Origin of the sequence: Streptomyces globisporus C-1027, from assembly GCF_000261345.2 — a bacterium.
GTDB classification, from domain to species: domain Bacteria; phylum Actinomycetota; class Actinomycetes; order Streptomycetales; family Streptomycetaceae; genus Streptomyces; species Streptomyces pakalii.
Window position 1 is genome coordinate 6549025 of record NZ_CP013738.1, and the last position, 14414, is coordinate 6563438.

Sequence of the window (14414 nt, forward strand, 5' to 3'; positions counted from 1 at the left end):
ACTTTAATGAAGTCATGAGCACTAACGGACAGAACACAGAGCCCATCCTCGTCATCGGCGGCACCGGCAAGACCGGGCGGCGCGTCGTCGAGCGTCTGGAGACGCTCGGCCGCCCGACCCGCGTCGGCTCGCGCTCCAGCGAGACCCCCTTCGTCTGGGAGGACGAGAACACCTGGGAGGCCGCTCTCGCCGGAGTCTCCGCCGTCTACGTCACCTACTACCCGGACCTGGCGTTCCCCGGCGCCAAGGAAGCCATCGGACGGTTCGCCGCCGTCGCGGTGGAGCGGGGTGTCAAGCGCCTCGTGCTGCTCTCCGGCCGGGGCGAGGAAGGGGCGGTCGCGAGCGAGGACGCGCTCAAGGCGTCCGGCTGTGACTGGACCGTCGTCCGCTGCAACTGGTTCAACCAGAACTTCAGCGAGAGCTTCTTCCTCGACCCGGTTCTCGCCGGTGAGCTGGCGCTGCCGACCGGTGACGCCGTCGAGCCCTTCGTGGACGCCGACGACATCGCCGATGTGGCGGTGGCCGCGCTCACCGACGACCGCCACATCGGCAAGACGTACGAGCTCTCCGGCCCGCGGCTGCTGAGCTTCCACGACGTGGCCCGCGAGCTGTCGGCCGCCACCGGCCGGACCATCACCTACATCCCGGTCAGTGTCGACGACTACCGTGCAGCGCTGCGGCAGCTGGGTGAGCCGGAGGAGTTCGCCGACCTCTTCACGCTGATCGTGGACGGTCGGAACGCGAGCGTGGTGCACGGTGTCCGCGAAGCGCTCGGGCGGGAGCCGAAAGACTTCGCGGACTACGCCAAGGAAGCGGCCGCGGCCGGCGCCTGGAACGCCTGACCGTTCCTGTTCGACCAGTGGTGGTCCGCGGGACCGGGAGACCGGACCGCGGACCACCCCGTGGACCGTGTGTGTTGCCACATACCGACAAGTCGGGGGCCCGGCAGCGCAGCGCCGGAGCGACCGAAGAAAAGAGGGACGCGATGGACGGGCCGGCGTGGGAGGGAAGAGGCGTGGGCGCGCTGCCCCGCCACCTCCGCGGATTCGCGCAGACGCATCTCGCGCTGCGACGTGACTCTCGCCGACTGGTCGCCGCGGTACCGCTGTTGACCTCCTCCGGTCTGCCCGCGGTCGCGGAGTGGTGGCGGCAGTTCAGGGGCATCGTCGACTGGCACCACCGTACCGAGGACGAGATCCTCTGGCCGGGGCTGATCGAGCACGCCCCCGAGATCGCCGCCGGATCGCACCTCATGGTCCAGGACCACGTGGCCCTCGACGACTCCATGCTGCGGGTGACCCGGGCTCTGGAAACAGGCCGGGCGGAGGCGCTGGACGGTCCCGTCGGCATGTTCGACTCGGTCCTTCACCAGCACCTGCACGAGGAGGAGGAGCTGACGTTCCCCGTCTTCACCCGGGTGCCGCCGGACGTCTTCACCGCCCTGGAACGCCGGGTCCTGGCCGCGGCACCCTTCGGTGTCAAGCGGATCCTGCCGCCCTGGCTGCTGGACGGACTTCCCGACCCGGGCGGGGTGATGCCGGGGCCGGTACGGCTGATCGGCCGCACCTTGCTCGCGAAGAGCTACCGCCGCTCCGTCACCGGGCTTCTGGAGCCCACCTGACCCGGACCCTCCGCCGGTGCCGGCGGTCCGAACCACAGAACGACCGGAGAGACATCATGAGTCCCAGCTCCTCCCGCCCTGACCCCGCGCTTCTCGTGGCCACCGTCGGCACCGGCCTGATGACCGGTCTCTACCTCGCCTTCGACGTCGGTGTGATGCCCGCGCTGGCGCGCCGCGACGACGAGGCGTTCGTGAGCGCGATGCGGCGGTTCAACGACGCCCTTGACGACAGCGCCTCCTTCGGGGCGCTCTTTCTCGGAGTGTTCGTGGCCACCGGTGTCGCGGCCCGGCGGCTCCGCCGAGCGGAGCAGGCCAGGGCGGCACGGCGGGCCACGGCCGCCGCGGTCCTCTACGGCCTGAGCATCGCGGTCACCGTCGGTGCCAACCTGCCGCTGAACCGCGCTCTCCGCAGCGCTCCGGTGACCGCGTCGTCGGCCGCGGCGACGGCCGCCAGGACCGCCTACGAAAGGCCGTGGCGGAGGGCGAACACCGTCCGTACGGCCGCCTGCCTGGGAGCTCTCGCGCTGCTCGGCGACACGGCCCGGCGGCGGGCGGGTTCCCGGGCGTGATGACGGGAAGTGTCGAGCCGGGAATCGGGAACCGCCGTGAGTCGCGGGCCGTTGGCAGGAAGGCTCTGGGGGGTGACCGAACGTCACGGAGCGGTCCGTGCGGTGGTCGGCGATCCCTTACGGGACCCGGCGGCCGCCGGGGCGAGACGCGCTCGGAGACCACGACGTCGAGACGGAATGAGGTGACTGTGGTGGATGCGTTCAGCGGCCTGCTGGGAAGCCCCAAGGCACGGGGGGCCTTTCTGCTGAAGTCCGTGTTCAACCCCCCGTGGGGCCTGCGGGTCGAGGACCGTGCCCCCCTGTCGCTCGTCACCCTGTTGCACGGGTCGGCGTGGGTGCTCCGCGAAGGCGGCGAGCCGGTCAAGCTGGCGGCCGGGGACGTCGCGGTCCTCCGGGGCCCCGAGCCGTACACCCTCGCCGACGACCCGGCCACTCCGCCCGGCGTCACGGTCGCCGCCGAACAGCGCTGCAGCACCACCGACGGAGAGGACGTCACGGAGACGATGTCACTGGGCGTGCGGACCTGGGGCGAACCGCACCGCTCCGGCTCCACGGTGATGCTCAGCGGTACCTACCAGGCGCCCAACGAGGTCGGCCGCCGACTGCTCGCCAGCCTGCCGGCCTTGCTGGTGCAGCCCGCCTCAGCCGCCCGGACCCCGCTGATCGGCATGCTGGCCGCCGAGATGGACCAGGAGGACATCGGCCAGGAGGTGGTGCTGGACCGGCTGCTCGACCTCTTGCTGATCAACGTGCTGCGCTCCTGGCTGGCCGAGCCCGGCACCGGCGCCCCGCTCTGGTTCCGGGCCCAGAGCGATCCCGTCGTCGGCCGTGCGCTGATGCTGCTGCACGACCGGCCGAGCGAAGCGTGGACGGTCGCCTCGCTCGCCACCGCCGTGGAGGTCTCCCGGGCGAAACTGGCGCGTCACTTCACCGAGCTGGTCGGCGAGCCGCCGATGTCCTACCTGACCGGATGGCGGCTCACGCTCGCCTCCGACCTGCTGCGCGACCCCGACCTCTCAGTCGCCAAGATCGCCGAACAGGTCGGCTATTCGGGGCCGTTCGCGCTGAGCGCCGCCTTCAAACGCGAGCGCGGCGTCAGCCCCCAGGAGTATCGCCGGGGCAAGCGGTCGGAGGAGGCCCTGGCCACCGTTTCCGACGGCCGGACGGTGATGCTCAGACGCTGAGCCGTGCCGTCGGCCGGGGATCGGGCCGGCCGACGGTTTCGACGCCCGGCACGGCGACCGCCGTGAGCAGCAGACCGTCCCCCGAGTGCCAGCGGCCCCGGTAGGGGTACGCCCCGCCCCTCGGCCGTGGTACGCCGTCTCCGGTCGCGGCGGATCGCCCTCGCGCCCGGGGCGGTTGTGTCCGTTCCGGACGCACCAGGGCTGTGAGGAGGCCGTCGGCGGTGAGCGTCACCTCGATGGCCCGGGTCCCGATCCATCGGCCCGTGGCCGGGTGCCAGGCCTTGTACACCGATTCCTTCGCACTGAACAGCAGGCGGTCCCACGGGACTTCCGGACTTCGACGGGACAGCCCGGCGACCATGCGCCGCTCCGGAGCCGTCGTCACCAGGTCCAGCACCCCCGTCGGCAACGGCAGGGCCGGTTCGGCGTCCACACCGAGCGCCGCCCACCGGCCGGCGCGGGCGGCCACCGCGCCCCGGTACCCGGCGCAGTGCGTGATGCTCCCGACGACACCGGGCGGCCACTTCGGCCCGCCGTCCGGGGTACGCAGCAACGGGCCCGGGGGCACCGCCAGTTGGTCCAGGCAGTGATGGGCGCAGGACCGTGCGGCGGCGAACCGTCGGACGATCGCCTCGGGCTGCCCGCGCAGCAGCGCCAGCTCCCGGGGGTCGGGCAGGCCGGGCAGCGCGTCGTCGAACGCCTCCGCCCGCGCGACGGTCTCCGGGACGACCCGCTCGATCACGGCCTGCCGCCCGCCGGGAGCCCCTCCGGGCCGGGGCGGGCAGAACGTGCGCCCGGCACGTTCTTCCGGCCCCGGCCCAGAGGTGTGGCGCGCCGTGGGCCACCGTTCACCGGGAGCCCGTCCGCTGCACGGTGTCACTGCTCCGGGACCGGCCGGCGGACGCCCCGTGGACCCGCAGGACCGCCGCGACCACCGCGTCCGGGCTCTCCAGCGGCAGGACGTGCCCGGCACCGGGCAGGGAGGTGAACGTGGCGTCCGGCAGCGCGGCAGCCAGCTCCCGCCCCAGCTCCGGCCGGATGACCTTGTCCTTCTCCCCGGCCAGGACCTCGGCCGGAATCCGCAGGGAGGCCGCCGCTGCCCGGAGGTCCATGCCCCGGGAGGAACGGAAACAGGCGGCGCGCACCGCCGGCGCGGTCCCGGCGAACACCTGGCGGTTCACCTCCCGGGACCGCGAATCCAGCCCCGTACCCGTCATCTGCCCGAGCAGCAGCCGCCCGAGCGCCGGCCGCCGCAGAGCCCAGGAGAAGAGCGGGGCCTCCATCATGGCGGCCTCCTTCTCCGGGGTGTCCTGGTCGTGCGCCGCCGAGGCGACCAGGACCAGGCCCGCCGGTCCGGAGCCCGGCCCCGCCGCTGCCGTCAGAGACAGGGCCGCGAACCCGCCCCCGGAGTGGCCGACGACGATCGGCGCGCCACCGGCATACGAGACGACTGTCGCGAGGTCGGCGGTCATGGCATCGGCACTCACGCCCGAGGAGCCCACGGTCGAAGCGCCGTGGCCGCGCAGATCGTAGGAGACCACAGCGAAACCGCTGCGCAGCAGGCGGTCGGTCACCAGGCTCCAGATCCGGCGACCGCCGCCCCACCCGTGGGCCAGCACGGCCACGGGAGGCTCCTCGTCGTTCCGTTCCAGCGGGTGCAGCACGGAGAGCGCCAGACGTCCGCCGTCGCCGGCGTCGAGGAAGACCTCCCCGGCTTCGGGTGTCGTCACCGCGCACCTCCGGCGGTGGAGGCGGCGGGCGTACCGGTGGACAGCAACTGGTTGAGCCTGCCGAACGCGGCGCGGGTGGCCCGGGTGTGCATCGCGCCGACGTCCACCAGGCGTGCGAGGAAAGCTAGTTGGCCCTGCGGGCTGGCCCGGAAGAACATCACGAGCCGGGTACCGCCGTCCTCCAGCCGGGTGAGGGTGAACTCCGCAGTGCCCCGGAAGGCCCCCTCCACGTACTCCAGCGCCAGCCGCTCCGCCCGCTGCACGGCGGTGGTGCGCGCGGTGAACCGGAGCTTCTTGCCGCCCTTGTCGACGCCCTTGGTGTGGACGGTGATCCGGGTCAGCGCGCCGACCCGGTCCGGGGCGCCGTCCACCGGCTCGAAGGTGTTGTCCGGCACCCACCACCGCGCCTCGCCGGAGAGCTCGCCCAGCAGGGCCTCCCAGACCGCGTCCGGACCCGCGGTGAGCCATGCCTCGTCGACCAGCTCGTATGTCTTCAACTGCTCCTCCAGGGGGATGAACGGGAAGGGCCGCTCCCGCAGGAGCGGCCCCGGGCCGTGCTCGGTCAGCCGAAGAAGCCCTGGCCGGGGGTGAGGACGTTGCCGGGGTCGAAGCGGCGCTTCGCATCGCACAGCGCCCCGTAGCTCCTGCCGAAGTGGCGCCGCCAGTCCGCGGCGGTCAGATCGGGCACAGCCCCGACGAGGTAGCGCTTGGCGCCCAGCTCCACAGCCCGGTCGTACAGCCAGCGGTTCTGCTCGACCATCCGCGCGATCTCCGCGTCGCTGGTCCCCGGGTTCGGGAAGCGCAGCAGGTCGAAGAGGTATCCGGTTTGGTCCTTCGGCTGCACCGCCATCGGCGCGGTGACCTTGGACGTCGGGTACGGGTAGGTGAGCAGCACCCCGGCACCCAGGCTCTCCGGGGTGAGCTGGCTCTCCACCAGGCGCAGGAAGCGGGCTGCCGAGGAACGCGGCAGGAAGAGGCTCAGCCACGGCTTGGCCTCGAACCAGTGCCCGGCCTCCTTGAGGAAGGCCTCGTAGCCGTCCAGCCGGAAGAGGTAGTCACGCAGCGCGTAGTCCTCGATGTGGGCCTCGGCGCGCAGGTCCTTGAGGCCCTTCAACAGCTTCGCCCGGTCCGGGACGCGTCCGCCGGAGTACGTGGCGACCGCCTCGATCTTGTAGCGCCAGCCCGAGTCGTCCGGCTTGCGGACCATCTCGCCGCCCTGCATCTGGAAGCGGCGGTCGGCGAGGAGGATCTCCGAGTCCTTCATGAAGGCCGTGACGTCGCTGTAGAAGAGGCTGAAGACGGTGGCCCGTTCGGCGGACGGCACCGTCCGCAGCGTCACGCTGACGATGACACCGACCTGACCGCCGCCGGCCAGCGCGGCGCGGAAGAGGTCCGAGCGCCGGTTCTTGGAGGTGGTGACCACCTCGCCGGTTCCGGTCACCACGGTCATCGAGGTCACGGTGTCCGCGATGAGGCCCTCGGAGCCCATGGTGAGCCCGATGCCGCCGACGCTGATCGTGCCGCCCACCGAGAGCGGCAGGTAGTCGGGCAGGGCGGGCAGGGTGCGGCCGCGGGGGAGCAGATGGTCGGTGATCTCCGCCCACGTCGCCCCGGCCTCCACGGTGATGGAGTCGCTCCCGGTCGACAGGATGCGCGCCATACCGCGGGCGTTGACCGATATCCCGCCGGGAACCGCGGCCTGCCCGTAGCAGGAGTGGGACTCCAGGTCGCCGCCGGTGCCGCTGCGGCCGTTGACCGCCAGCTTCAGCCGGTTGGCCCGGGCGTAGCCGATCATCTTGGCGATGTCCTGGACCGAGCCGGGGGTGAGGACCGCCCACGGAACGGTGCCGTTGACGAGCCGGCCGAAGTCGTGGCTGTAGGACCCGAACTGGCTGGTGTCCGTGGTGAGCGTGCCGTCCAGCTGCGGAACGGACACGACGCGGTCGCCGGGACGGCGTGCCGGATCGGCTGCGTGGGCCCAGCTGCCGGTGGTGGCGTTCCAGCCGATCACCGTGGCGGCGGCGCCGACCGTGCCGAGCACTGCTCTTCGGGAAGGGGTGTGCAGGTTCACGGGGAAGGACTCCATGTCTCGTCGGTCACGCGGACGGCTGTCAGGAAGCGGCGGGCGCGGTCGCCCGCAGGTCCTCGCTGGTGCTCAGCAGGTGCTCGGCGGGGTCGAACCGGCTGGTGGCCCGGCGGAAGCGCCAGGTGTAGGTCGGCCAGATGGACGGGTTGCGGCCGTGCTCGTCGAGATACCAGCTGCGGCAGTTCCCGGCGTTCCACACCGTGCCGTCCAGCCGCTGGTCCAGCTTGTCGTTGTAGGCGCGCTGGGCCTCGGGCAGCGCCTCGACGCTGGCCAGGCCGCGCTTGTCCATCGTCTTGAGGGCGTCGAGCAGATAGGCGATCTGAGCCTCGATCATGATCACCTGCGAGGAGTGGCCCAGCGTGGTGTTCGGCCCGAGCAGCATGAAGAGGTTGGGGAAGCCGGCGACGCCCGTACCGCGCAGTGCGCTCATGCCCTCGCTCCAGGCATCCTTGAGGGCGACGCCGTTCCGGCCGAAGACGCGCTCGGCGATCGGGCGGCGTACCGCCTCGAACCCCGTGCCCAGGACGATGGTGTCCACCGGGCGCTCCCGGCCGTCGGCCGTGACCACCGCGTCGGGAGTGACCTTGGCGATGCCGTCGGTGACCAGCTCCACGTTGGGCTGCTGGATCGCCGGGTAGTACGTGTTGGAGAAGAGCAGGCGCTTGCAGGCCATCACGTAGTCCGGGGTGAGCCGGGCCCGCAGCGCCTCGTCCGGCACGCTCTTCTTGAGGTGGTCGGACGCCATCTTCTGCATCTTCCCGGCGACGGCGGGGCGCGCCATCACGAACGCCAGGATCTCCCGGCCCCACATGTTGAAGTTGCGGCGGAAGCGCTGGTAACCGGGGACCGAGGTCAGCAGCTTGGTCTGGAGGGCGCTGTTGGCCTTGTCGTTCTTGGGGCCGATCCAGGGCGGGGTGCGCTGGTAGAGGTCCAGTTGTCCGACCTCCGGCTGGATGGCGGGGACGAACTGGATGGCGGACGCCCCGGTGCCGATGACGGCGACTCGGCGGCCGGTGAGGTCCAGGTCGTGCCGCCACCGCGACGAGTGGAACACCTCGCCCTGGAACTCGGAGAGACCGGGTATGTCCGGGACGGCCGGCTCGCTGAGGTAGCCGGTGCCGGTGACGAGGACCCGGGCGGTGTAGTCACCGCCGGTGGTGGAGATCAGCCACCGTTTGCGCAGGTCGTCCCAGCGTGCCTCGGTCAGCTCGTGCCGGAAGCGGATGCGTGAGCGCACCCCGAACCGGTCGGCGCAGTCGCGCAGGTAGTCGAAGAGTTCCCGCTGCTTGCCGAAGGTGCTCTTCCAGTTCGGGTTGGGCGCGAACGAGAACGAGTAGAGATGCGACATCACATCGCAGGCGCAGCCCGGGTAGGTGTTGTCGCGCCAGGTGCCGCCGACCTCGTCGGCCCGCTCGAAGACAAGGAAGTCGTCGATGCCCTGCTGCATCAGCCGGATCGCGGTGCCGAGCCCGGAGAAGCCGCTGCCGATCACCGCCACCCGCAGGTCGCGGGCCGGGTCCAGGGGTGCCTGAGCCATCCCGGTCACCCCTTACGGGCCAGCGTCAGACGGAAGTTGTTGAAGAAGCGGTCCTCCAGCGTGTAGGCGAAGATGTCCAGGTAACGCTCGAAGCGAGCCACCACCTCCTCGCTCTCCAGCGCCACGGCCTCCTCGCGCCGCTCGGCGAGCAGCACCAGCCAGGCGCGGCAGGCACGGGCGAACGCCTCGCGCTCGTTGACCAGTTCCACCACCTCGAACAGGCCCTCGGCAGCGGCCGCCAGCTCATGCAGGTGCGGGATGTGCATGCCGGCGAACTCGGAACGCTGGAGGAACTTGAGGTCCGCCAGGATCTTCCGGCCGATCGGCTGGGCCTCGGCGGTCATCGTGTGCAGGACGAACCGGCCGTCCGGTACCAGCGCCTCATGGACCTGCTGGAAGAAGAAGCGGTAGCGCTTGGTGCGCTCCTTCGGTGACAGGCTGGAGGGCACGAAGTGTTCCAGCGCGTTGACACAGAACGCAGCGTCGTAGGCGCCTGGAGCGCTGTGCTCCGACCAGCTCTCCACCCGGGTGGTGAGGGCCGGGTTGTCCAGGCCCGCGATGAAGTCGGCCTGGGTGCGGCTCAGGGTCAGACCGACCGCCTCGCGCACGCCGTGCTTCCGCGTCAGCCGGTCCATCAGGGTGCCCCAGCCGCAGCCGATGTCCAGGACCCGGTCCTTGCCCGCGGCGTCCGCGAGCTCGGCGAACGCATCGAGCTTACGCTCCTGTGCCAGGTCCAGGGCTTCGGTGAGGCCCTCGTCCTCCTGCCAGTAACCGCCGCTGTACATCATGCTGGGCCCCAGCAGCAGCCGGTAGAACTCGTTTCCCACCTCGTAGTGGTGGCGGACTGCGTCCACCTCCGGCTCCGCGGTGTGGGAGGCAATCGTCGCCATCCTCGCCCTCTCCTCGCAGCTTCTGCCGACCGGGCGCGAAAGCGCTGGGTCGGCTTTCGGGTTCCGAACCGTGCTGAGAGGGAGCCAAGCGGACCTGTGCAATCGGTCCGCAACAGCAGCGTGTGACCGCCTTGTTGCGGACCGATTGCGAGGAGCGGCTTGCATGCCGTCACGACCGTACGCCGCGTTGAGAGAGGAACAAATCATGGCACTGCCGACTGTCGAGGTTCTCTCGGAGCAGCTCGCCGCCGTCTCCGGAGCCACCGAAGTGACGCCCGACGCGCCGATCCGGCACATCCCGGGTGTGGACTCGCTCGACCTGATGGAGTGGCTGTACAACTTCCAGAACGAGCACCCCGACATCCCCGCCGACGAGTCGCTCTTCGCGGAGCTGGACGACAGCACGACGATGCGGGACGTCTACGCGAAGCTGGTCGACCTGGCGCCGCAGCCGGCCGAGGCCTGAGGCGGGACCATGAGTGGATTCGCCATCGCGGGGTGGGGCAAGGCCCTGCCCGAGCGGGTCGTCACCAGCACGGAACTGGCCGAGCGCTTCGGCGTCGACGAGCACTGGGTCGTCAGCCGTTGCGGTATCCAGGAGCGGCGGGCGGTCGACCCGGGCCAGACGACCGCCTCCCTGGCCGTCGACGCGGGCCGTGCGGCTCTGGCCAAAGCCGGCCTGACCGGTGCCGACATCGCCCACCTGATCGTGGCCACGGCCACACCCGAGCAGCCCTCTCCCGCCACCTCCGCCTTCGTCCACCATGATCTGGGGATCGCCGGCGGGGCGATGGACGTCAACTCCGAATGCGCGGGGTTCGTCTACGGGCTGGTAGCGGCCATGGGCATCCTGCGCATGGACCGTCGTCCGATCCTGCTGATCGGCTCGGACACGCACACCCTGACCGCCAACCCCGCCGACCGGGACCTGTCCATCCTGGTCGGCGACGGAGCGGCCGCTGTGGTCCTCGTACCGGGTCCGGAAGATCCCGTTCTGGCCTGGAACCTGGGCGCCGACGGATCGTGTGCAGATGCACTCAAGGTGCAAGCGGGCGGAAGTCGGATGCCCACAACACCGGAAACGGTCGCCCAGGGGCTCCACTTCGCACAGATCAAGGGCAACGAGATCTACCTCAACGCCGTCCGCTACACCGTGCGCACGGTGCGCGAGACGCTGGAGAGCGCGAAGGTCGCTCCGGCGGAGGTTCATCACGTGATCCCGCACCAGGCGAACATCCGCATCATCAACTCGGTCATGCAGCACTCGGGTCTGCGCCCGGAGTCCCTGATCACCAACCTGGACCGGTACGGAAACACCGCGTCGGCCTCGATCCCGCTGGCCCTCACCGAGGCGCTGGAGGCGGATCGGATCAAGACGGGAGAGCTGGTCCTGCTCGCCGGTTTCGGGGCGGGCATGACCTGGGGTTCGGTCCTGATGCGCTGGGGAGGCGCCACGTGAGCGGAGCACAGAAGGCGGGCAAGCGCCCCGACGCGCCGGTGGCCCTGGTCACCGGCGCGTCGGGCGGCCTCGGACAGGCGCTGGCGGTCGAACTGGACGCACTGGGCTGCCGGGTGGCCGTCCACTACCGCAGCTCGGCCGACCAGGCCCGGGCCGTGAGCGAGAAGCTGACGAACGACTCGGTCGTCGTCGGCGCGGACGTCGGCTCGTGGGAGGAGACACAGCGCCTCTGCCAGGAGGTCGAGCGGACTCTCGGCCCCATCGACGTGGTGGTCAACAACGGAGCCGTCCGCAAGGACGCCCTGATGGCCATGCAGTCCCCGGAGGACTGGCACGAGGTCATCCGCACCAACCTGCTGGGGTCGTTCCACACCAGCCGGGCCGCGCTGCCGTACATGCTGCGGCAGCGCTGGGGCCGGATCATCAACGTCGTCTCGCCCTCGGGCTTCATCGCCACCGCGGGACAGACCGCGTACTCCGCGTCCAAGGCCGGAGTGATGGGGATGACCCGTGCGCTGGCGGCGGAGTGTGGCCGGCGAGGGGTCACGGTCAACGCGCTGTCACCCGGGTTCATGATCACGGGCATGACCGATCAGCTGCCGGAGAGCATCGTGTCGGACATGGCGCGCAAGGCTCCGGTCCCGCGGTTCGTCACCGTCGAGGAGGTCGCCCGAAGCGTCTCCCTCTTCCTCGACCAGGACTGCATGACCGGGCAGGTGATCAGCATCGACAGCGGTGTCTCCATCATGTGAGCCGTTGCACGGCAGTGGGGAGGGACACGATCGCGTGTCCCTCCCCACTGCCGTGCGGGGCTCAGCTCAGCCGGTGGGCTGACATCGTTTCCCACTCAGCCCGCGGGGCCACCGGAAGACGGTTCCGGTCCAGCAGGCCGAGGTAGGCGGCCTCGCTCTCGGGGCTGGGGTCGCAGCCCAGCTCCTCCGCCAGCACGGCGCGCAACTGCTGGTATATCCGCAGGGCTTCGGCCCTGTTGCCGGCCAAGCGGTGGGCTGTCATCTGGCAGCGGTAGGCGCTCTCGCGGAACGGGGCCTGGCGCACCGCCTCCGCGGCGTAGCGCAGGGCGTGGTGGGTGTCGCCGAGAGCGGACGAGGAACTGCTCGCGGTCTCCAGGGCCGAGACCCGCAGGTCCTTGAGGTGGCGCCGTACGGACTCCACCCACTCGCCCTCGTGGGAGGCGAGAAAGGGACCCCGCAGCAGGGGTACCGCGGTGGCGGCAAGCCGCTGCGCGGTGCTGTGGTCGCCCTCGCGGTGGGCGGCGGCTGCGGTGAACGCTGCCTGCTCGGCGCGCTCCACGTCCAGCTGCGCGTCCTCCGGCAGGTGCAGCAGATAGCGTCCCCCGCGAGCTATGACCGACGGTTCGGCGCCCTCCCCTTCCGAGAGGGAGGTTCTGAGGCGGCTGATGACACTGCGTAAAGCCGAAGCCCACGTGCTGGGCAGACCATCCGGCCATATGGTGTCGGCAAGTTGCTCGCGGCCTATGCCAGAAGGGCGTTCCAGGCAGAGCCGGGCCAGGGCTATCTGCGCCTGATGGCTGGCCAGCACCCGCGGGGCCTCGGATTCATGTTCGATGGAGACGAGGCCGATAAGCCTGATGAGCACGATCGATCCCCCCAGTGGAAGGTTGAGTCGACTTCCCCGGCGGCATGGGTGACGGAAGTCGACTGTCCGGCAGTGCGTGCGGTTCCGTACGTGGCCCAGCGTGTGGCTCGTGCGTCGGGTGAGCCGCGGTGGGGATCCCGTGGGAGGTCTGCGGTGATCCGGCAGGAGCTTGGTCAATTCTTCTCCATGGCTGGGTAAACAGCATTCTCGTTTAAAAAGGGTGTATGTCAACTACCTCGTTAAGTTGCATCAGTTAACGCCCGGTGAATCGGAAGCCTGATGCGTGCAAATCCTTCGACGCCTGTTTGATCTTGCTCCCGTGTTGCGTCTCGATTGCGAGCGGCCCGTTGAATTCGAGGCGCATCAGATTCGTTGCACCTGTGTGCAATGGCAGTCACAAAGGAGAGGACGGCCGATGGCATTCGCAGCGTGGGGGAGAATCGCGCCCAAACTGGAGGCGACAGGACGGCGCGTGGCGTCGCTGGAGTGGGAGCCCGAGCGCCGCAACAGCTTCGTCCCCTACACCGCCGAGCGCGACACGGCCTACGTCGACCTCGACGGCCGGCGGCTGCTGATGATGTCCGGCTACAGCTACCTGGGCCTCGCCGGGGACGAGCGCGTGGTCGCCGCGGCCCAGGCCGCCGCGGCCCGTTACGGCACCGGTAACCACGGAGTACGCGCCCTGGCCGGGTCCATCCCGCTCCACGAGGAGCTGGAGGCCGAGGTCGCCACCGTCGCCGAGCGGGAGGCCGCCATCGTCTTCGGTTCCGGCTACGCCGCCAACGTGGGAACGATCGGAGCCCTGGTCGGCCCCGGCGACACCGTCTTCGTCGACAAGTACGCCCACGCCAGCATCGTCGACGGCTGCCGCCTCAGCGGGGCGACCGTGGTCCGCTTCCGGCACAACGACACCGACCACCTGGCCCGCCGCATGGAGGCCGCCGCCCCCGGCGGAGTCCGCCTGGTCATCGTCGACAGCGTTTACTCCATGGACGGTGACATCGCGCCGCTGCCCCGGCTGCGCGAGGTGTGCGACGTCCACGAGGCGCTCCTGATGACCGACGAGGCCCACGCCCTCGGCGTCATCGGCCGCACCGGCCTGGGCGTGGAGGAGCACTTCGACCGGCGGGTACGGGTGGACGTCAAGCTCGGCACCCTGTCCAAGGCCATCCCCTCCATGGGCGGCTGGGTCGCGGGACCGGCCGAGCTGATCGGACATCTTCGTTACGCCGCGAGGCCGTTCCTCTTCTCCGCCGCCCTCGCGCCGGCCTCGGCGGGCGCCGCCCTGGAGGCGCTGCGCGTGCTGCGCGCCGAGCCGGAGCGCGTCACCCGGATCCAGGGGCACGGCACCCGGTTCCGGGAGCTGGTGAGCGCGGGCGGCATGCGGACCGGCGACAGCGAGACGGCCGTCGTCCCGCTCATCGCCGGCAGCGACGAGTCGGCCTACGACCTGGCCACCACCGCTCGCCGCCTGGGCGTGATCGGGCTGCCCGTGGTGACCCCCGCCGTACCGCGCGACCTTGCGCGGCTGCGGATCGCCGTCACCGCACGGCACACGGACGCGGACGTGGAACTCGCCGCGGAGGCGTTCCTCAAGGCCGCCGGGGAGTGCGGACTCCTGGCGGGCTGACCCCGCCCGACGCCGTCGCACAACGACCCCCAGCACAGCACCCTCGCCCACGGCCGACGGCCGGTCACCGGAACGGGAAGGAACCACACGA

General features: G+C 70.8%; 15 protein-coding genes. 8 read left to right on the forward strand and 7 right to left on the reverse strand.

Going from position 1 to position 14414, the window contains the following annotated elements; translation table 11 throughout:
* Window positions 1-14 precede the first annotated feature (14 nt).
* The 4 genes from WQO_RS28890 to WQO_RS28905 all read left to right on the forward strand — a co-directional run bounded on the left by WQO_RS28890 (window position 15) and on the right by WQO_RS28905 (window position 3374).
* Window positions 15-842 carry an NmrA family NAD(P)-binding protein gene (locus tag WQO_RS28890; RefSeq protein ID WP_058954133.1) on the forward strand — a complete coding sequence of 276 codons (828 nt, stop codon included), beginning with the start codon at window positions 15-17 and terminating at the stop codon, window positions 840-842.
* A 173-nt stretch (window positions 843-1015) separates the two neighbouring features.
* A complete protein-coding gene (locus WQO_RS28895) occupies window positions 1016-1621 on the forward strand; it encodes a hemerythrin domain-containing protein (RefSeq protein WP_010064107.1) in 606 nt (201 codons plus the stop codon).
* Window positions 1622-1677: 56 nt separating this feature from the next.
* On the forward strand, window positions 1678-2190 hold the full coding sequence (locus WQO_RS28900) for an anthrone oxygenase family protein (RefSeq protein WP_063897882.1): 513 nt from the start codon (window positions 1678-1680) through the stop codon (window positions 2188-2190).
* A gap of 191 nt (window positions 2191-2381) precedes the next feature.
* A complete protein-coding gene (locus tag WQO_RS28905; protein ID WP_010064105.1) occupies window positions 2382-3374 on the forward strand; it encodes an AraC family transcriptional regulator in 993 nt (330 codons plus the stop codon).
* On the opposite strand, the gene WQO_RS28910 is transcribed toward WQO_RS28905, so the two are convergent.
* From WQO_RS28910 to WQO_RS28935, 6 genes are all read right to left on the reverse strand, one after another.
* Window positions 3364-4116, reverse strand: a complete 753-nt coding sequence (locus WQO_RS28910; RefSeq protein WP_010064104.1) for a 4'-phosphopantetheinyl transferase family protein — start codon at window positions 4114-4116, stop codon at window positions 3364-3366. The two genes, WQO_RS28905 and WQO_RS28910, sit on opposite strands and share 11 nt — an antisense overlap.
* A 106-nt stretch (window positions 4117-4222) precedes the next feature.
* The gene (locus WQO_RS28915; RefSeq protein ID WP_010064102.1) at window positions 4223-5104 is read right to left on the reverse strand and encodes an alpha/beta fold hydrolase; all 882 of its coding nucleotides are present in this window, start codon (window positions 5102-5104) and stop codon (window positions 4223-4225) included.
* The gene (locus WQO_RS28920) at window positions 5101-5601 is read right to left on the reverse strand and encodes an SRPBCC family protein (RefSeq protein ID WP_010064101.1); all 501 of its coding nucleotides are present in this window, start codon (window positions 5599-5601) and stop codon (window positions 5101-5103) included. Before WQO_RS28920 ends, WQO_RS28915 begins: the two co-directional genes overlap by 4 nt.
* A 65-nt stretch (window positions 5602-5666) precedes the next feature.
* Window positions 5667-7175, reverse strand: a complete 1509-nt coding sequence (locus WQO_RS28925) for an FAD-binding protein (protein ID WP_237274177.1) — start codon at window positions 7173-7175, stop codon at window positions 5667-5669.
* Between the two features lie 40 nt (window positions 7176-7215).
* Window positions 7216-8727 carry a flavin-containing monooxygenase gene (locus WQO_RS28930; protein ID WP_010064099.1) on the reverse strand — a complete coding sequence of 504 codons (1512 nt, stop codon included), beginning with the start codon at window positions 8725-8727 and terminating at the stop codon, window positions 7216-7218.
* 5 nt (window positions 8728-8732) lie between these two features.
* The gene (locus WQO_RS28935) at window positions 8733-9617 is read right to left on the reverse strand and encodes a class I SAM-dependent methyltransferase (RefSeq protein WP_010064098.1); all 885 of its coding nucleotides are present in this window, start codon (window positions 9615-9617) and stop codon (window positions 8733-8735) included.
* A 205-nt stretch (window positions 9618-9822) separates the two neighbouring features.
* Here WQO_RS28935 and WQO_RS28940 point away from each other — a divergent pair, with 205 nt between their 5' ends.
* From WQO_RS28940 to WQO_RS28950, 3 genes are read left to right on the forward strand one after another with little or no spacing between them, the layout of a single operon-like run.
* Entirely contained in the window at window positions 9823-10083 is a 261-nt protein-coding gene (locus WQO_RS28940) for a hypothetical protein (RefSeq protein ID WP_010064097.1), read from the forward strand.
* Window positions 10084-10092: 9 nt separating this feature from the next.
* Window positions 10093-11076: a 3-oxoacyl-ACP synthase III family protein gene (locus tag WQO_RS28945; protein ID WP_010064096.1), complete on the forward strand. Its 984-nt coding sequence runs from the start codon at window positions 10093-10095 to the stop codon at window positions 11074-11076.
* Window positions 11073-11828 carry an SDR family NAD(P)-dependent oxidoreductase gene (locus WQO_RS28950; RefSeq protein WP_010064094.1) on the forward strand — a complete coding sequence of 252 codons (756 nt, stop codon included), beginning with the start codon at window positions 11073-11075 and terminating at the stop codon, window positions 11826-11828. The genes WQO_RS28945 and WQO_RS28950 overlap by 4 nt, the downstream gene beginning before the upstream one ends.
* A 61-nt stretch (window positions 11829-11889) precedes the next feature.
* Here the strand turns inward: WQO_RS28950 and WQO_RS28955 are convergent, their stop codons facing one another.
* Window positions 11890-12693, reverse strand: coding sequence for an AfsR/SARP family transcriptional regulator (locus tag WQO_RS28955; protein ID WP_010064093.1), 804 nt, complete (start codon window positions 12691-12693; stop codon window positions 11890-11892).
* A 415-nt stretch (window positions 12694-13108) separates the two neighbouring features.
* Here WQO_RS28955 and WQO_RS28960 point away from each other — a divergent pair, with 415 nt between their 5' ends.
* Window positions 13109-14323: an aminotransferase class I/II-fold pyridoxal phosphate-dependent enzyme gene (locus WQO_RS28960; RefSeq protein WP_032749273.1), complete on the forward strand. Its 1215-nt coding sequence runs from the start codon at window positions 13109-13111 to the stop codon at window positions 14321-14323.
* Window positions 14324-14414 lie beyond the last annotated feature (91 nt).